Below are 17,012 nucleotides of genomic sequence, written 5' to 3'. Positions count from 1 at the left end.
CGACCCGGTACACGTTCTTCACAGCAGGCGATCAGCGCCCCAGCACCGCCTTGAGGAACTCCTGAGTCCGAGGCTGAACAGGGGCCGTGAACAAGGAGGAAGGAGGCCCGTCCTCCACGATCCGCCCCTTGTCGAACATCATCACCCGGTCCGAGAAGTCGCGGGCGAACCCCATCTCGTGCGTGACGCACAAGATCGTGATGTCGGTCGACGACCCGATGTCCTGCAGGAGGGCGAGAACCCCGGCCACGAGCTCCGGATCCAGCGCCGACGTCACCTCGTCCAGCAGCAGGACGTCGGGCCGCATCGCCAGGGCCCGCGCGATCGCCACCCGCTGCTGCTGCCCACCGGACAACCGCGAGGGGTGCTCGTCGATCTTCTCCCCGAGCCCGACGAGGTCCAGCAGCTCGACGGCCCGCGCGTTCGCCTCGTCCTTCGACAGCCCCAGCACCCGCGTCGGCGCCTCGACGAGGTTCCCGCGCACCGTCATGTTCGGGAACAGGTTGAACTGCTGGAACACCATCCCGATGCGCCGGCGCACCTCGCGCGAGCGCCGCTCGTCGCCGGTGAGCTCCTGCCCCGCGACGCGGATGGTCCCGGACGTGACCGTCTCCAGGCACATGAGCAGCCGCAGGATCGTGGTCTTCCCCGACCCCGACGGCCCGATCAGCGTGACGTGCTCCCCCGGCGCGACGGTGAAGTGCAGGTCCGACAGCACGACGGCGTCGCCGTAGCGCTTCTCCACGCCGTCGAACACGATCATGGGCTCAGAGGGTCCCGACACCGGCACGGCGCTCCAATCTCCGCACCGCGAGCGCGGCCGGGTAGCTCAGCAGCAGGAACAGCAGGCCGGCCAGCGTGTAGGCCTCGACGTAGCGGAACGACACACCGCCGACCTCCCGCGCCTGCCCGACGATCTCCAGCACGCTGATCCCGATCAGCAGCGGGGTCTCCTTGAACATCGAGATCACGTAGTTGCCCAGCGCCGGCAGCACCCGCGGGACCGCCTGGGGCAGGATCACGCCGGTCCACACCCGCGAGCGCGGCAGGCTCAGCGCGGCCGCCGCCTCCCACTGCCCGACCGGGACGGCGTCGATGCCGGCGCGGTAGATGTCGGCGGTGTAGGTGGCGTAGTGCACCCCCAGCGCGATGACGCCGACCGCGAGCGTCGACAGCAGGATCCCGAAGTCGGGCAGCACGAAGTACAGGAAGAAGATCTGCACGAGCAGCGGCGTGCTCCGGACGAACTCGACGAACCCGCGCACGACGACCGCGAGCACCCGCGGCCCGCGCAGCGCGAGCGCGAGCACCAGCCCGAGGCTGAACGCGACGAGCGAGCCGAGCACCGTGATCTGCAGCGTCAGGACGAGCCCGGACAGCAGCTCGGGCAGGATCGAGAACGCGAACCCCCAGTCCCAGACGGGGTTCACGCGACACCCGCCGTGCTCAGCCGGGTGCGCTTCGGCGGACGCCTGCCGAGGCGCCGCGCGCCCACGCGCTCCAGCGCCCGCATCACGCCGGTGATCACCAGCGAGAGCAGCAGGTAGATCACCAGCACGACGAGCCAGATGACGAGGTCCTGCGAGCCGAAGTTGGGGATGAGCCGCTGCTGGGTGATGCCGGTGATGTCGAGGACCGACACGAACGACAGCAGCGCGGTGCTCTTGAGCAGCTGGATGAACAGGGTGTTGAACGGCGGCAGCATCTCCACCACCGCCTGCGGCAGCACGACCCGCCGCATCCGCTGCGCGGGCGTCAGCGAGAGCGCCATCGCCCCCTCGATCTGCGCGCGCGGCACCGACTGCACCGCGCCGCGCACGATCTCCGCCCCGTACGCGCCGTGGTTGAGCCCCAGCACGAGGATGCCGGCCCAGATCGGCACGATCTGGAAGCCGACGAGCAGCGGCAGCGCGAAGAACACCCAGAACAGCTGCACGACCTCCGACGTGCCGCGCAGCCCCTCGACGTAGATCCGCGCGACCACCCGCACCGCCCGCGAGGCCGACAGCAGGGCCAGCCCCGCCACGAACGACAGCACGATGGTCAGCGCGATGCCGCCGACCGTCGCGCCGACCGTGACGGGCAGTCCCTGCAGGATCACCCGCAGGAACAGCCCGAGGTCACCGGACATCAGGCGGAGCAGAGCTGCTCGGTGGTGAGCCCCTCCGCGGGCAGGTTGGCCTCGGAGAACCCGAACGGCGACGCGATCTCCACCCAGCGCCCGCTCTGCTGCAGCGCCAGCAGCTCCGCGTCGAACGCCTCGCGCAGCGGGGTGTCGGCGGTGCGGAACACGAAGCCGCCCGCCGACACCACCGGCTGGCCGTCGACCAGCGGGTCGAAGCTCTCGGTGACCTCCACGGGCGCGCCCGGGTTCAGCGTGCCGGTGAGCCAGCGCAGCGAGATGTCGGTGAGCGCGGCGCAGGCGACGCGCCCGTCGGTGACGGCCTGCAGCAGCGCGTTCTGCGAGTCGAAGGCCTGGATGTCGGTGACGCCCGCGGTCTCGGCGTAGCCCTGCTCGACCGCCGCGCTCAGCACCGCGATGCCCAGGCCCTGCGCGGCGACGTCCTCGAACGTCGCGATGCCCTGCGGGTTGCCCGTCGGGACCAGGAACGCCGTCTTCGCCGAGTAGTCCGGCACCGAGAACGCCGCCTGGCCGCAGCGCTCGGGCGTGATGTTCATGCCCGCGCAGACCATGTCGTAGTTGCCGGCGTTGAGCGACGGGATGAGGGCGCTGAACTCCGGCACCTGCGTGGCGACCACCTCGCCGATGCCCAGTGCCGACAGCACCGCGCGGGCCACCTCGGGCGCCTCGCCGGTGGTCTCGCCCTCCGGCGTGGTGAAGCCGTAGGGCTGCTCCCCCGCGATGCCGATGCGGATGCTGCCGGCGCTGCGCGCGGCCTCGAGCGCGTTGCTGCCGGGCGCGCCCGGCGGTGGTGTGGCGGCGGTGCAGGCCGACAGCAGCGCCGGCCCGCCGAGGGCCACCGCCCCCGCCACGGCGCCGCGCCGCAGGAAGTCACGACGGCTCCACGTTCGGTCGGTCATACCCGGACCCCCTCCGGACGACGATGACGACGGCAGCGAAGGTAGGCGACCTGCGGCGACCCCGCTGGGCGCGTTACGGGACTGCAACGCGGCGCCCGGCGGCCGCGCAGGGCACTATCGGCTCCATGCGCATCGCCGGGCTACCCGTGTGGGGTCCCTCCGACATGATCTCGGCCACTCGTGCCGTCCTCGGGTGGACCGACGAGGCGGTGGGGGTCGTCGCCGCCCTCCCCGGCCGCGTCGACGACCTGCTCGGCGAGGTGGAGTCGCTGGTCGGGCGCATCTCGACGATCGCGGGCTCGGTCGAGCAGATCCTCGGCCGGGCCGACGGGATCGTCGGCGAGATCGAGGGCGTGCTGGTCTCGGCGCGCCGCGCCGTCACCGACATCGACGCCGTCGTGCGCGACGCCGACGGCATGGTGCAGAAGGTCGACCCGCTGCTCGGCGAGGTCCGCGAGGTGGCCGGGAAGGCGGCCGGCCTGGTCGCCGACGCGGGCGACGTCGCCGCCGGCGCCGCGCACCTGGTCTCCCGCGCCGACGGGGTCGCCGGCGACGCCGCGCAGCTCGTCGCGCGCGCGGGCAGCGTGGCCGACGACGCCTCCGGTCTCGTGGGCCGCGCCGACGGCGTCGCGGGCAAGGCGGCCGAGCTGGTGGGCCGGGCCGACGACGTCGCGGGCAAGGCCGCCGAGCTCGTCGGCCGGGCCGACGTCGTGGCGCAGGACGCGTCCGGCCTGGTCGGGCGCGCCGGTGGCGTCGCCGACGACGCCGGCGACCTGATCACGAAGGCCGACGGCCTCAGCGACGGGGCGATGCACATCCTCGAGCTCTACCGGCCCGTGGCCACGAAGGCCGCACCCCTCGCGCAGCGCTTCGTCGCGGACTTCACCGAGGTCGAGCTGCAGGCCGCGATCCGGCTCATCGACCAGCTCCCGCAGCTCACGCTGCACCTCGAGAACGACATCATGCCGATCCTCGTCACGCTCGACCGCGTCGGTCCCGACGTCCACGAGCTGCTCGACGTGCTCCAGGACGTCCGCCACGCGATCCAGGGCGTCCCCGGCTTCCGGATGTTCCGCCGGCGCGGCGAGGAGCGGGAGCGCGAGGAGATCGAGCGCGACGAGGCCGGGACGCGGTAGTCAGCGCACCGGTCAGACCCCGTGGGCGCCCCGCACCAGGGTGACGATCTCGTCCATCATCTCGGTGAGCTTGTAGTCCTTGGGCGTGAAGACCGCGGCCACGCCCCGCTCCTTGAGCACGGCGGCGTCCTCGGGCGGGATGATCCCGCCGACGATCACCGGGACGTCGTCGGCCCCGGCCGCCCGCAGCCCCTCGACGACGGCGGGCACGACCTCCAGGTGCGAGCCCGACAGGATCGACAGCCCGACGACGTGCACGCCCTCCTGCACCGCCGCCGACACGATCTGGGCGGGCGTGAGCCGGATGCCCTGGTAGATCACCTCGAAGCCGACGTCGCGGGCGCGCACGGCCACCTGCTCGGCGCCGTTGGAGTGCCCGTCGAGCCCGGGCTTGCCGACGAGCATCCGCAGCCGCGAGCCGATGTCCTGCCCGGCCTGCTTGACGCGCTCGCGCACCTCGGCGATCTCGACGGCCGCCTCGCCGCCGGAGACGGCGGCCGACACCCCGGTGGGGGCCCGGAACTCGCCGAACACCTCGCGCAGCACCCCCGCCCACTCCCCGGTGGTGACGCCGGCCTTCGCGCAGGCGATCGAGGCGTCCATCAGGTTGGTGTCGGTCTTGGCGGCGTCGCGCAGCGCGTTCAGCGCCGACTCGACGACGGCGGCGTCCCGGTCGGCGCGCCAGGCCCGGATGGCCTCGACGGCGGCGGCCTCGGTGGCCGGGTCGACCGTCTCGATCGCGGCCGCGCCCTCGGCCTGCAGCGGCGACGGTTCGGTGGTGTCGAACTTGTTCACCCCGACGACGACGTGCTCGCCGGACTCCATCAGGCGCCGCCGCTCCGACAGCGACGACACGAGCTGGCCCTTCATGTACCCGGACTCGACGGCGGCCACGGCCCCGCCCATCTCCTGGACGCGGTCGATCTCGGCGCGCGCCCCCTCGACGAGCTCCGCGACCTTCGCCTCGACGACGACGGAGCCGGTGAACAGGTCCTCGTACTCGAGCAGGTCGGTCTCGTAGGCCAGCACCTGCTGCATGCGCAGCGCCCACTGCTGGTCCCACGGCCGCGGCAGGCCGAGCGCCTCGTTCCACGCCGGCAGCTGGATGGCGCGCGCCCGCGCGTCCTTCGACAGCGTGACGGCGAGCATCTCCAGCACGATCCGCTGGACGTTGTTCTCCGGCTGCGCCTCGGTCAGGCCCAGCGAGTTGACCTGCACGCCGTAGCGCAGGCGGCGCTTCTTCGGGTCCTCGACGCCGTAGCGCTGCTCGGTGATCTCGTCCCAGAGCTGCCCGAGGGCGCGCATCTTGCACATCTCCTCGACGAACCGGAGCCCGGCGTTGACGAAGAAGGAGATGCGCGCGACGACGTCCGGGAACTTCTCTGCGGGCACCTGGCCCGAGTCGCGGACGGAGTCGAGCACCGCGATCGCGGTCGACAGCGCGTAGGCGAGCTCCTGCGCGGGCGTGGCCCCGGCCTCCTGCAGGTGGTAGCTGCAGATGTTGATCGGGTTCCACTTCGGGATCTCGGCCACCGACCAGGCCACCATGTCGGTGATCAGGCGCATGCTCGGCGCGGGCGGGAACACGTAGGTCCCGCGCGAGAGGTACTCCTTGACGATGTCGTTCTGCGTGGTCCCGGCGAGCGTGGCGCGCGGCGCCTCGTGCTCGTCGGCCACGGCGACGTAGAGCGCGAGCAGGTACATCGCGGGGGCGTTGATGGTCATCGAGGTGTTGGCCTCGGCCATCGGGATCCCGTCGAACAGCGCGCGCATGTCGCCGATGTGGCTGACCGGCACGCCGACCTTGCCCACCTCGCCCTTGGCGAGCTCGTCGTCGGGGTCGTAGCCGGTCTGCGTCGGCAGGTCGAAGGCCACCGACAGCCCGGTCTGGCCCTTGGCGAGGTTGCGCCGGTAGAGCTCGTTGGACTTGCGCGCCGAGGAGTGACCGGCGTAGGTGCGGATCACCCAGGGTCGGTCACGCTCACGGTCGGTCGGGTACGGCACCGGACACCTCCGCCACGTTGGTTGCGGCCGATCGAAGTTCAGCGCAGCCTACTGTCGCGTAGCGCTCACACCCGGTCCGCACGACGGTCGTCACATGCGCGGATCGATCCAGCGGGTGAAGATGGGGCCATGGCCGACCAGGCGACGCGCTTCTTCGCCCTCTTCGGCGGGTTGATCATGATGGGGGTCATGGCGCTGGCCCTGCGGTGGACGTTCGGCACCGGGAAGGACCAGCCCGGGCCGCGCATCCCCGACCCCGACGACCCCACCGGCGACGGGCTGCTCGAGGAGGTCTCCCGGGTGCCCACCGAGGCCGCCGCGCAGGTCCTGCGGGGGCGGCTGGTGGCCGCCGGGATCCGTGCGACGGTCGGTCGCACGCCCGACGGCTACCGGCTGCTCGTGTTCCCGCAGGACCTGGTCGACGCGAAGCTCGTGCTCTCCGGGCGGTAGCTCAGACCCGGTGGTAGCGGGCGTCGAAGAAGCAGAAGACGCCGTACGCGACGAGCCCGACCGCCACCGCGATCAGCAGGTAGGGCCCGTAGGGCTGGGCCGCGAGGCCCTTGAGCGCCGCGTCCAGCCCGGTCGCCTCGTCCGGGCGCCGCTGGATCGCGGCGACGGCCAGCAGGATGCCGATCAGGCCGATCGCGACGCCCTTGGCGATGTTGCCGACCTGCCCGACGCGCTCCAGCACCATCCGCGCGCGGTGGTCCGACGGCGCCGACATGTCCTCGAGGAACTTCTTCTTGTAGCCCTCGTAGACCTTCACGACGCCGACGACGAGCACGACGAGGCCGGCCAGCCCGACGAGCCACTGGCCGCCCGGGAGCCCGAACACGCCCGCGGTGGCCTGCTGCTGCCCGCCACCGCCCCCGCCGCCCGACGCGGTGCGCCCGGCCAGGACGGCCAGCACGACGAAGATGACGGCCTTGACCGCGCTGGTGACCTTCTTGCGGATCATCTTCGTGCGGTCGGACTCGTAGGAGAAGCCCCAGACGGCCTGCTCCGCGCGCCACAGCGCGGCGGCGACGAAGCCGACCGCCAGCAGCCAGAGCAGGACCTGTCCGAACGGCTGCTGGGCCAGCGCCTGGAAGGCCCCGGTCTGGTCGGCCTGCTGGCCGCCCTGGCCGAACGCGACCTGCAGAGCGAGGCCGCCGATGATGAGGTGCGTGATGCCGTAGGCCAGGATGCCGCCGCGGGCGGCGATCTTGAGGGGCCTGCTGTTCGCGGCCTGGCGGGCCGAGTCGTTCGCGGATCGTGCTGCGCTGGTCATCCGCGGGTGTACCCGATCGGGTGACGCTTCACACGCGCCTCACGCGGCCGGTTCGCCCACCACGCGGGAGATGGCGGCGCCCAGTCCGCCGAGGTTCTCCACGAACCGCGGGTAGCCGCGGTCGATGTGGTCGACGTCCCAGACGGCCGTGCGGCCCTCGGCGCACAGACCGGCCAGCACGAGCCCGGCGCCGGCGCGGATGTCGCTGGCCCACACCGGCGCGCTGGACAGCCGCTCCACGCCGCGGACGACGGCGTGGTGGCCGTCGGTGCGGGCGTCGGCGCCCAGGCGCACCATCTCGTCGACGAAGCGGAAGCGCGCCTCGAACACGTTCTCGGTGATCATCGACGTGCCGTCGGCCACCGCGGACAGCGCGATCGCCATGGGCTGCAGGTCGGTGGGGAAGCCCGGGTAGGGCAGCGTCACGAAGTCGACGGCGCGCGGCCGCCCGTCCATCGCGACGGTGAACCCCTCGGGGCCGATGTCGGTGGTGGCGCCGGCGCTGCGCAGCTTGTCGAGGACCAGGTCGATGTGGTGCGGGTCGACGCCGCGCACGGTGACCTCGCCGCGCGTCATCACCGCCGCGAACGCCCACGTCGCCCCGACGATCCGGTCGCCGATCACGCGGTGCTGCGTGGGCTCCAGCCCGGTGACGCCGTGCACGGTGAGCGTGGAGCTGCCGACGCCGTCGATCTTGGCGCCCATCTGCTGCAGCATCCGGCAGAGGTCGACCATCTCCGGCTCGCGCGCGGCGTTGTCGATCACCGTGGTGCCCTCGGCCAGCACCGCGGCCATGAGGATGTTCTCCGTGGCGCCGACGCTGGGGAAGTCGAGCCAGATCTGCGCGCCCCGCAGCGTCTCCGCCGAGGCGACGACGCGCCCGTGCGCGATCTCGGTGGTGGCGCCCAGCTTGCGCAGCCCGGCCTGGTGCATGTCCAGGGGCCGCGAGCCGATCGCGTCGCCACCGGGCAGCGGCACGACCGCGCGGCGGCAGCGGGCCACCAGCGGGCCCAGCACGCACACCGACGCGCGCAGCTTCGACACCGACCGGTAGTCGGCCTCCGCGCTCGGGTGGGCGGGGACGTCGATCGTCACCGTGCCGTGGTCGACGGTGACCGTGCAGCCCAGGCTGCGCAGCACGTCGGCCATCAGCGGCACGTCGAGGATCTCGGGACAGTTGGTGAGCGTCGTGGTGCCCTCGGCCAGCAGCGCCGCCGCCATGAGCTTCAACACGCTGTTCTTGGCGCCCACCACGTCGACGGTGCCCTGCAGGCGCGCGCCGCCGTCCACCGCGAAATGCTCAGCCACGAGCGACGACGGTAGCCGCCCCGCCATCCCGGCTAGATTCGACCCATGGCCGTGCACCTGACGAGGATCTACACCAAGACCGGCGACGACGGGACCACCGCGCTCGGCGACTTCAGCCGCGTGCGCAAGACCGACGTCCGCCTCGCCGCGTACGCCGACACCGACGAGGCCAACGCGGCCATCGGCGTCGCCGTCACGGTCGGGGGGCTGTCGGACGCGCTGCTGGTGCCGCTGGCGCAGGTGCAGAACGACCTGTTCGACGTGGGGGCCGACCTGTGCTCCCCCATCGCCCTGGACCCCGAGTACCCGCCGCTGCGCGTCACCGAGGAGTACGTGACGCGGCTGGAGGGCTGGTGCGACGAGTTCAACGAGGACCTGCCCAAGCTGGCGTCGTTCATCCTGCCCGGCGGCACCCCGGGGGCGGCGTACCTGCACGTGGCCCGCACCGTGACCCGGCGGGCGGAGCGCAGCGTGTGGGCCCTGCTCGACGACGACCCGGAGCGCACGAACCCGCTCACCGCGCAGTACCTCAACCGCCTGTCGGACCTGCTGTTCATCCTGGGCCGCGCCGCCAACCCCGACGGCGACGTGCTGTGGCAGCCGGGCGGCCCGCAGGCGGGCGGCTGAGGGGCCTCAGGAGGCCTGGCGGTACCCGGTGCTCCGCCCGGGCGGAGCGGCCTCCAGCCAGGCCAGGAAGCCCATGAGGACGCCGGGGGTCATCGCCAGCTCCACGTCGACGCCGTGGCTGCGGCAGCGCAGCACGGCCGACGTCGTGGGCATGACGTACGCCTCGGCGTCGGCCGGCAGCCGCCGGTCGACGATCTCGAGCTGGTTGCGGTCGAGCTGCAGGGACGCGCCGGGGCGGAACGAGGTGAGCCGGAACCAGGCCAGCTCGTCGCCGCGGTAGCGGGCGACCCCGGAGTGCCATCCGGCCGAGGCGTCGCGGGAGGCGAACCGGGAGACGCCTGCGGGGCGGCGGCGCAGATTGAGGTCCACACCACCGCCCCGCATGAGGCGCACTCGCCGGAAGGCGAGGTATCCGAGGCACAGGCACGCGGCGATCAGGACGATGCCGAGCGCCGTGGCCGCCATGGTCGGCCGCTACTCGCCCGCGGCCTGCAGGCGCGCCTCGGCCCACGCGGCGTCGGCCGCGCCCTGTGGGTCCGAGGTGTCGGCCTTGTCGCGGGCGGCGCGCGCCCCCGCGACGTCGATCTCGTCGGCCAGCTCCGCGAACTCCGCCAGCACCGTCACGTTCTCGGCGGTGATGTGCAGGAAGCCGCCGCGCACGGCCAGCGTGGTGGACGTGCCGTCGGTGCCGTCGACGCGCACGACACCGGCGTCCTCGAGCTGCGCCAGCAGGGCCTGGTGGCCCGGCAGGACACCGATCTCGCCGACCGTGGTGCGGGCCTTGAGGAAGGTGGCCTGACCGGACCAGATCTTCCGCTCGACCGCGACCAGGTCGACCGTCATCTCAGCCATCCGGGTCAGCCCTCGAGCTTCTTCTTGTTCTTCTCCAGGTCCTCGATGCCACCGCAGAGGAAGAACGCCTGCTCGGGGTAGTCGTCGAACTCACCCTTGGCGATCTTGTCGAAGGCCTCGATGGTCTCCTTGAGCGGGACCGTCGAGCCCTTCTGCTGGGTGAACTGCTCGGCGACCAGCAGGTTCTGCGACAGGAAGCGCTCGATGCGGCGGGCCCGGCCCACGAGCTGCCGGTCCTCCTCGGAGAGCTCGTCGATGCCGAGGATCGCGATGATGTCCTGCAGGTCCTGGTACTTCTGCAGGATCCGCTTGACCTCGTTGGCGACCCGGAAGTGCTCGTTGCCGACGTACTGCGGGTCGAGGATCCGCGAGGTGGACGTCAGCGGGTCGACCGCCGGGTAGATGCCCTTCTGCGAGATGGGGCGGGAGAGCTCCGTCGTCGCGTCCAGGTGGGCGAAGGTCGTGGCCGGCGCGGGGTCGGTGTAGTCGTCCGCGGGCACGTAGATCGCCTGCATCGAGGTGATCGAGCGGCCGCGCGTCGAGGTGATGCGCTCCTGCAGCTCGCCCATCTCGTCGGCCAGGGTCGGCTGGTACCCCACCGCGGACGGCATCCGGCCGAGCAGCGTGGAGACCTCGGACCCGGCCTGCGTGAACCGGAAGATGTTGTCGATGAACAGCAGCACGTCCTGGCTGAGCTCGTCGCGGAAGTACTCCGCCATCGTCAGCGCGGACAGGGCGACGCGCATGCGCGTGCCCGGCGGCTCGTCCATCTGGCCGAACACCAGCGCGGTGTTCTGGATGACGCCGGACTCGGTCATCTCCGTGATGAGGTCGTTGCCCTCACGGGTGCGCTCGCCGACACCGGCGAACACCGAGGTGCCACCGAAGTTCAGCGCGACGCGCTGGATCATCTCCTGGATCAGCACCGTCTTGCCGACGCCGGCCCCGCCGAACAGGCCGATCTTGCCGCCGACCACGTACGGGGTCATCAGGTCGAGGACCTTGATGCCGGTCTCCAGCATCTCGGTCTTGCCCTCGAGCTGGTCGAAGTTCGGCGCCTTGCGGTGGATGCCCCACAGGTCGCCGGTGATCTCGAGGTCGGGCTTGTCCAGGCACTCGCCGAGCGCGTTGAACACGTGCCCCTTGACCTGGTCGCCGACCGGCACCGAGATCGGGCGGCCGAGGTCGGTGACCGTCTGGCCGCGGACCACGCCGTCGGTGGGCTGCATGGAGATCGTGCGGACGAGGTTGTCGCCGAGGTGCTGGGCGATCTCCAGCGTCAGCGTCTTGGCGAGGTCGCCGAACGCGACCTCGACGGTGAGGGCGCTGTAGAGCTCGGGCACCTCGTTGCGGGGGAACTCGACGTCGACGACCGGGCCGGTGACCCGGACGACCCGGCCGGTCCTGGTGCCGGTGGGGGCGTCAGCGGTGGCGGTCATCAGCTCTCACTTCCTGTGCTCACGAGAGCGTCGGCGCCACCGACGATCTCACTGATCTCCTGGGTGATCTGGGCCTGACGGGCCTGGTTCGACTCCAGCGTCAGGGTACGGATCAGTTCGTTGGCGTTGTCGGTGGCGGCCTTCATGGCCCGCTGCCGGTTCGCCGACTCCGACGCGGCCGACTCCAGCAGCGCGGCGAACAGCCGCGCGCCGATGTACTTCGGCAGCAGCGCGTCGAACAGCGCCTCCGCGTTCGGCTCGAACTCGTAGAGGGGCTGCATCTTCTTCTCGTCGCCGCCGGCGGCCTGCGGCGTGCCGCCGCCCGCCGCCGCACCGATGGGCTCGTCCGCCGCGATGCGGTCGGTCTCGCTGCCGGTGTACTCGACCTCCATGGGCGCCATCCGCCGCGCCTGCGGCGTCTGCGTGACCATGTTGACGAACTGGGTGTAGACGAGGTGCAGCTCGTCGACGCCGCGCACGCCGTCGTCGCCGGCCTCCCGCTCGCCGTCGGTGGCGACGGTGTCGTCGCTGCCGGCCATGAAGGCCGCCACGAGGGTGCGCGCCACCTCGGCGGCGTTCTCGTAGTCGGGCTGCTCGGAGAACCCGGTCCACGACTGCTCGACCGTGCGCCGGCGGAACCGGTAGTAGTTCACGCCCTTGCGCCCGATCACGTAGAGCACCGGCTCCTTGCCCTGCTCGCGCAGGAGCGACTGGAGCTGCTCGGCCTCCTTGAGCACGCCGGCGTTGTAGCCGCCGGCCTGGCCGCGGTCGCTGGTGACGACCAGCACCGCGGCCCGGGAGGCGTTCTCCCGCTCGACGAGCAGCGGGTGGTCGAGCGCGGAGTTGCTGGCCAGCTCGGAGAGCACGGCCGTCATCTGCTCGGCGTAGGGCTTGGACTCCTCGACCCGGGCCCGGGCCTTGACGATCCGGGAGGTCGCGATCAGCTCCATCGCGCGGGTGATCTTCTTGATGGACTGCGTCGACTTGATCCGCCGCCGCAGCACACGGATCTGCGCTGCCATGTGTCCGCCCGCCTACTTCGCGCTGCTGCCGGACGGGGCCGGCTTGTTGACCTTGACGGACTCGCGGTCGACGTCGTCCTCGTCCAGGGCCTCGGCGTCCTTCTCCTTCGGCACCACGGACGAGCCGTCGGTGGCCGTGAAGTTCTCCTTGAAGGACTTCACCGCGGTGGCGATGCGGTCGGCGAGCTCGTCGGACATCTTCTTCTCGTCGCGGATCTCGGCGAGGATGCCCTCCTCGTTGCGCCGCAGGTGGTCGAGGAACTCCGACTCGAAGCGCTGGATGTCGGGCACGGGGACCGAGTCGAGGTGGCCGCGGGTGCCGAGCAGGATCGAGACGACCTGCTCCTCGACGGGCTGGGGCGCGTACTGCCCCTGCTTGAGCAGCTCCACCAGGCGGCTGCCGCGGCCCAGGGTCGCGGCCGACGCGGCGTCGAGGTCGGAACCGAAGGCGGCGAACGCCTCCAGCTCGCGGTACTGCGACAGGTCCAGGCGCAGCGAGCCCGAGACCGTCTTCATGGCCTTGATCTGCGCGTCGCCGCCGACCCGGGAGACCGAGATGCCGACGTTGATCGCCGGCCGGACGCCCTGGTTGAACAGGTCGGACTCGAGGAACACCTGGCCGTCGGTGATCGAGATGACGTTGGTCGGGATGTAGGCCGAGACGTCACCCGCCTTGGTCTCGATGATCGGGAGGCCGGTCATCGAGCCGGCGCCCTTCTCGTCGGACAGCTTGGCGCAGCGCTCCAGCAGGCGGGAGTGCAGGTAGAAGACGTCGCCGGGGTAGGCCTCGCGGCCCGGCGGGCGGCGCAGCAGCAGCGAGATGGCGCGGTAGGCCTCGGCCTGCTTGGACAGGTCGTCGAAGATGATGAGGACGTGCTTGCCCTCGTACATCCAGTGCTGGCCGATGGCCGAGCCGGTGTAGGGCGCGAGCCACTTGAAGCCGGCCGGGTCGTTGGCGGGGGACGCGACGATGGTCGTGTACTCCAGCGCGCCCGCCTCCTCCAGCGACTGCCGGATGCCGGCGATCGTGGAGCCCTTCTGGCCGATGGCGACGTAGATGCAGCGCACCTGCTGCTTCGGGTCGCCGCTCGCCCAGTTCTGCTTCTGGTTGATGATCGTGTCGACGCAGACCGCGGTCTTGCCGGTCTTGCGGTCACCGATGATCAGCTGGCGCTGGCCGCGGCCGATCGGCGTCATGGCGTCGATCGCCTTGATGCCGGTCTGCAGCGGCTCGCTGACGCCCTGGCGGTCCATGACGCCCGCGGCCTGGAGCTCCAGCACGCGCTGGGTCTCCGCCTCGATGTCGCCGAGCCCGTCGATCGGGTTGCCCAGGGGGTCGACGACCCGGCCCAGGAAGTTGTCGCCGACCGGCACCGAGAGGATGTTGCCGGTGCGCTTGACCGGCTGGCCCTCCTCGATCCCGGCGTAGTCGCCGAGGATGACCGCGCCGATCTCGCGCTGGTCGAGGTTCAGTGCGACACCCAGCACGCCGCCTTCGAACTCGAGGAGCTCGTTGGTCATCGCCGAGGGCAGGCCCTCGACGTGGGCGATGCCGTCACCGGTGTCGGATACGTGGCCCACCTCGTCGCGGGACGTACCGGTCTCCAGCGACGAGACGTAGCTGGAGATCGCGCTCCGGATCTCCTCCGGGGAGATCGTCAGCTCTGTCATGGCTGTCGTCTGTCCTTATCTCTGTAAGAAGGGGTGTCAGCTCGGGAGGTGGCGGCCGGCGGCGGCGAGCCGGCCCGCGACGCTGCCGTCGATGACCTCTCCGCCGACCGCGACGACCAGTCCGCCGAGCAGGGATTCGTCCAGCTCGACCTGCAGCGACATCGGACGCCCGTAGAGGCGCGTGAGCGAGTCGGCGAGCCGGCGCTCCTGCTCGTCGGTGAGCGCGACGGCGGTGGTGACCCGGGCGACGTACCGGTCGCGCCGGGCGGCGGCCAGCTCGGCCAGCTCCTCGGCCGCGAGGTCGAGGTGGCGGCCCCGCGGGATGCGGACGGTCTGGCGCAGCAGTGCGGCGGTGACCGGGGAGACCCGGTCCCCCAGCACGGTGTCGAGCAGCGCGGCGCGCTTCTCCTCCGGCTGCCCCGTGTCGGAGAGCAGCGTCTTGAGCTCGGGCTCGCGGTCGAGGATGCGGCCGAAGCGGAACAGCTGGTCCTCGACGTCGTCGAGGCTGCCGTCCTTCTCCGCGACGGCGAGCGTGGCCCGCCGCGCGATGGTCTCCAGCGCCTCGACCAGGTCGGACGCCTTGGACCAGCGCGAGCCGACCAGGCCGTCGACGACCCCGAGGGTCGTCTCCCCCACCTGCGTGCCCACGACGTTGCGCAGCAGGCCGGTGCGGGCCTCCTCGGGGACGGCGGGGTCGCCCAGCGCCCGGCGCAGCGCCGTCTGCGCCACGACCAGCCGCGTGATCGCGAACAGCTCGTCGCCGAGCGTCGAGAGGTCGCGGGCGGAGGCGGAGTCGACGATCGCGTCGAGCCGCTCGCCCGCCGCGCGCAGGGACTCCCGGCTCGCGGCCTGGAGGACCACGGCCATCAGCTCGCTCCGGTGGTCTGCCGGGGCGCCATGCCGTCGAGCTCGGCGAGGAAGGAGTCGACCGTGCCGCGGCGGGCCTCGGTGTCGGCCAGCTCGGCGCCGATCAGCCGGGAGGCGAGCTGGACGGACAGGCCGCCGATCTCGCCCCGGAGCTGGCGCACGGCCTGCTCGCGGGACGCGACGATCTGCTCCTCGCCGCGCTGCTTGATCCGCGCGGCCTCCTCCTCGGCCTGGGCGCGCAGCTCGGCCTTGATCTGCGCCCCCTCGGCACGGGCGTCGTCGCGGATGCGGGCGGCCTCGGCGCGGAGCCCGGCGATCTGCTCCTCGTACTCGGCCTTGAGCCGCTCGGCCTGCTCCTGGGCGTCCTGGGCGCGCTTGATGCCGCCCTCGATGGCGTCGGTGCGCTCCGCGTACATCGCCTCGAAGCGCGGCACGGCGTACTTGTTGAGCACGAAGAGCAGGATGGCGAAGGCGACGATGCCGACGATCAGCTCACCGGGCAGCGGAAGGACCGGGAGCGGCTCCTCGGCGGCGAGGATCACAGTGTCCACCGTGTTTCCTTTCTACGGAGCGGCTCGGCAGGTGCGGCCGCGGTGAGCGGGATCAGCCGGCCGACGCGATGAAGAAGACGACCAGGCCGATCAGGGCGAGCAGCTCGACGAGGACGAAGGTGGTCCACGCGATGCCCATCAGGGTGCCGCGGGCCTCGGGCTGGCGGGCGGTGCCGCTGATGACGGCGGCCCAGATCATGCCCACGCCGATGGCCGCGCCGATGGCGCTGGTGCCGTACCCGATGGCCGCGAGGCCCGGGTTGATGTTCACGGCCTCGGCGGCCTGGGCGAGGACGATGTCGGTGCTCACGTTCGGTGTTCCTTCCATTGGGTCCGCCCCGGGGAGCGGATCGTTCGTGGGGGGAGCCTGCCGGCCCGTGGGGGCCGGGTGGGTCAGTGTTCCGAGGAGACCGCCGCGCCGATGTAGACCGCGGCGAGCAGCGCGAACACGTACGCCTGGATGGACATGACCAGCACCTCGAGGAAGGTGAAGGCGATGGCCGCGACGAACGCGAACGGTGCGGCCACGACCAGCGCGCTCCCGGAGAACAGCAGGAACTCGCCACCGACGACGGCCAGCACCAGGATCAGGTGCCCCGCGAACATGGCGGCGAAGACTCGGAGGGCCAGCGACAGCGGCTGGAAGATGAACTTCGTGAACAGCTCGATGACCACGATCAGCGGCGCCACGAAGATCGGGACGCCCGGCGGCAGCGCCGCGTGCTTGATGTAGCCGACGAAGCCGTGCTTCCGGAAGCCCGCGTAGTGGTACGTGACGTACACGAACAGCGCGAGCGCGATCGGGAAGCCGATGCGCGACATCGAGGGGAACTGGATGAACGGGATGATCCCGAACAGGTTGTTCACCAGCACGAAGCTGAACAGGCCCAGCACCAGCGGGATGAACGGCTTGAACTCCGCCCCGCCGATCTGGTCACGGGCCATGGTGTTGCGCGCGAGGCCGTAGATCGTCTCGGCCGCGAACTGCGACCGGCTCGGCACGAGCGTCAGCTTGCGCGTGACGAAGGTGAAGTACGCCATCACGATCACCGCGGCGAGGACGACCTGGAAGATCGGCTTCGTGATCTCCCCGAAGATGGGGGGGTAGATGAAGGTGCCGACGCCCGGGGGCGTGAACTCCTCGGCCGCCAGTACGAACTCGCCCAATGGGGATCCTTCCGGTGCTCCCGGCCTCGACGGAGGCTGTTCGGGAGATCGCCATG

General features: G+C 71.6%; 19 protein-coding genes. 3 read left to right on the top strand and 16 right to left on the bottom strand.

Annotation, left to right across the window (positions count from 1 at the left end; genetic code table 11):
- Positions 1 to 31: 31 nt before the first annotated feature.
- The 4 genes from HOP40_RS14535 to ehuB are packed head-to-tail and all read right to left on the bottom strand — an operon-like array spanning position 32 to position 3,042.
- On the bottom strand, positions 32 to 763 hold the full coding sequence (locus HOP40_RS14535) for an amino acid ABC transporter ATP-binding protein (RefSeq protein ID WP_172158794.1): 732 nt from the start codon (positions 761 to 763) through the stop codon (positions 32 to 34).
- Between the two features lie 4 nt (positions 764 to 767).
- Complete coding sequence (gene ehuD / locus HOP40_RS14530; protein ID WP_172158793.1) at positions 768 to 1,430, bottom strand: ectoine/hydroxyectoine ABC transporter permease subunit EhuD; 663 nt, start codon at positions 1,428 to 1,430, stop codon at positions 768 to 770.
- Positions 1,427 to 2,131: an ectoine/hydroxyectoine ABC transporter permease subunit EhuC gene (ehuC, locus tag HOP40_RS14525; RefSeq protein WP_172158792.1), complete on the bottom strand. Its 705-nt coding sequence runs from the start codon at positions 2,129 to 2,131 to the stop codon at positions 1,427 to 1,429. Before ehuC ends, ehuD begins: the two co-directional genes overlap by 4 nt.
- Complete coding sequence (gene ehuB, locus HOP40_RS14520; RefSeq protein WP_172158791.1) at positions 2,131 to 3,042, bottom strand: ectoine/hydroxyectoine ABC transporter substrate-binding protein EhuB; 912 nt, start codon at positions 3,040 to 3,042, stop codon at positions 2,131 to 2,133. The genes ehuC and ehuB overlap by 1 nt, the downstream gene beginning before the upstream one ends.
- A 125-nt stretch (positions 3,043 to 3,167) precedes the next feature.
- Here ehuB and HOP40_RS14515 point away from each other — a divergent pair, with 125 nt between their 5' ends.
- A complete protein-coding gene (locus HOP40_RS14515; RefSeq protein WP_172158788.1) occupies positions 3,168 to 4,178 on the top strand; it encodes a hypothetical protein in 1,011 nt (336 codons plus the stop codon).
- Positions 4,179 to 4,190: 12 nt separating this feature from the next.
- Here the strand turns inward: HOP40_RS14515 and HOP40_RS14510 are convergent, their stop codons facing one another.
- Positions 4,191 to 6,182, bottom strand: a complete 1,992-nt coding sequence (locus tag HOP40_RS14510) for a protein meaA (RefSeq protein WP_172158784.1) — start codon at positions 6,180 to 6,182, stop codon at positions 4,191 to 4,193.
- 129 nt (positions 6,183 to 6,311) lie between these two features.
- Here HOP40_RS14510 and HOP40_RS14505 point away from each other — a divergent pair, with 129 nt between their 5' ends.
- On the top strand, positions 6,312 to 6,632 hold the full coding sequence (locus tag HOP40_RS14505) for a hypothetical protein (protein ID WP_172158781.1): 321 nt from the start codon (positions 6,312 to 6,314) through the stop codon (positions 6,630 to 6,632).
- 1 nt (position 6,633) lies between these two features.
- On the opposite strand, the gene HOP40_RS14500 is transcribed toward HOP40_RS14505, so the two are convergent.
- Both HOP40_RS14500 and murA read right to left on the bottom strand, forming a co-directional pair.
- Positions 6,634 to 7,452, bottom strand: coding sequence for a DUF1206 domain-containing protein (locus tag HOP40_RS14500; RefSeq protein ID WP_172158778.1), 819 nt, complete (start codon positions 7,450 to 7,452; stop codon positions 6,634 to 6,636).
- Positions 7,453 to 7,491: 39 nt separating this feature from the next.
- Positions 7,492 to 8,760, bottom strand: coding sequence for a UDP-N-acetylglucosamine 1-carboxyvinyltransferase (gene murA, locus HOP40_RS14495; protein ID WP_172158776.1), 1,269 nt, complete (start codon positions 8,758 to 8,760; stop codon positions 7,492 to 7,494).
- Between the two features lie 45 nt (positions 8,761 to 8,805).
- On the opposite strand from murA, the gene HOP40_RS14490 reads away from it, so the two are divergent.
- Positions 8,806 to 9,387 carry a cob(I)yrinic acid a,c-diamide adenosyltransferase gene (locus tag HOP40_RS14490; RefSeq protein WP_172158773.1) on the top strand — a complete coding sequence of 194 codons (582 nt, stop codon included), beginning with the start codon at positions 8,806 to 8,808 and terminating at the stop codon, positions 9,385 to 9,387.
- Between the two features lie 6 nt (positions 9,388 to 9,393).
- On the opposite strand, the gene HOP40_RS14485 is transcribed toward HOP40_RS14490, so the two are convergent.
- From HOP40_RS14485 to atpB, 9 genes are all read right to left on the bottom strand, one after another.
- A complete protein-coding gene (locus tag HOP40_RS14485; RefSeq protein ID WP_172158770.1) occupies positions 9,394 to 9,852 on the bottom strand; it encodes a DUF2550 domain-containing protein in 459 nt (152 codons plus the stop codon).
- Between the two features lie 9 nt (positions 9,853 to 9,861).
- A complete protein-coding gene (locus tag HOP40_RS14480; RefSeq protein WP_172158767.1) occupies positions 9,862 to 10,239 on the bottom strand; it encodes a F0F1 ATP synthase subunit epsilon in 378 nt (125 codons plus the stop codon).
- Positions 10,240 to 10,244: 5 nt separating this feature from the next.
- Positions 10,245 to 11,678, bottom strand: a complete 1,434-nt coding sequence (gene atpD, locus HOP40_RS14475) for a F0F1 ATP synthase subunit beta (protein WP_172158765.1) — start codon at positions 11,676 to 11,678, stop codon at positions 10,245 to 10,247.
- A complete protein-coding gene (locus tag HOP40_RS14470; protein ID WP_172158763.1) occupies positions 11,678 to 12,700 on the bottom strand; it encodes a F0F1 ATP synthase subunit gamma in 1,023 nt (340 codons plus the stop codon). Before HOP40_RS14470 ends, atpD begins: the two co-directional genes overlap by 1 nt.
- A gap of 12 nt (positions 12,701 to 12,712) precedes the next feature.
- On the bottom strand, positions 12,713 to 14,371 hold the full coding sequence (gene atpA, locus HOP40_RS14465; protein WP_172158760.1) for a F0F1 ATP synthase subunit alpha: 1,659 nt from the start codon (positions 14,369 to 14,371) through the stop codon (positions 12,713 to 12,715).
- Between the two features lie 36 nt (positions 14,372 to 14,407).
- Positions 14,408 to 15,238, bottom strand: coding sequence for a F0F1 ATP synthase subunit delta (locus HOP40_RS14460; protein ID WP_172158757.1), 831 nt, complete (start codon positions 15,236 to 15,238; stop codon positions 14,408 to 14,410).
- Positions 15,238 to 15,780, bottom strand: a complete 543-nt coding sequence (locus HOP40_RS14455) for a F0F1 ATP synthase subunit B (protein ID WP_172168348.1) — start codon at positions 15,778 to 15,780, stop codon at positions 15,238 to 15,240. Before HOP40_RS14455 ends, HOP40_RS14460 begins: the two co-directional genes overlap by 1 nt.
- A gap of 61 nt (positions 15,781 to 15,841) precedes the next feature.
- On the bottom strand, positions 15,842 to 16,117 hold the full coding sequence (locus tag HOP40_RS14450) for an ATP synthase subunit c family protein (protein WP_172158754.1): 276 nt from the start codon (positions 16,115 to 16,117) through the stop codon (positions 15,842 to 15,844).
- A gap of 65 nt (positions 16,118 to 16,182) precedes the next feature.
- Positions 16,183 to 16,956 carry a F0F1 ATP synthase subunit A gene (atpB, locus tag HOP40_RS14445; RefSeq protein WP_172158752.1) on the bottom strand — a complete coding sequence of 258 codons (774 nt, stop codon included), beginning with the start codon at positions 16,954 to 16,956 and terminating at the stop codon, positions 16,183 to 16,185.
- Positions 16,957 to 17,012: the final 56 nt, after the last annotated feature.

Source organism: Pseudonocardia broussonetiae, from assembly GCF_013155125.1.
Lineage (GTDB): Bacteria > Actinomycetota > Actinomycetes > Mycobacteriales > Pseudonocardiaceae > Pseudonocardia > Pseudonocardia broussonetiae.
This window is presented reverse-complemented; position numbering and strand designations above follow the sequence as displayed.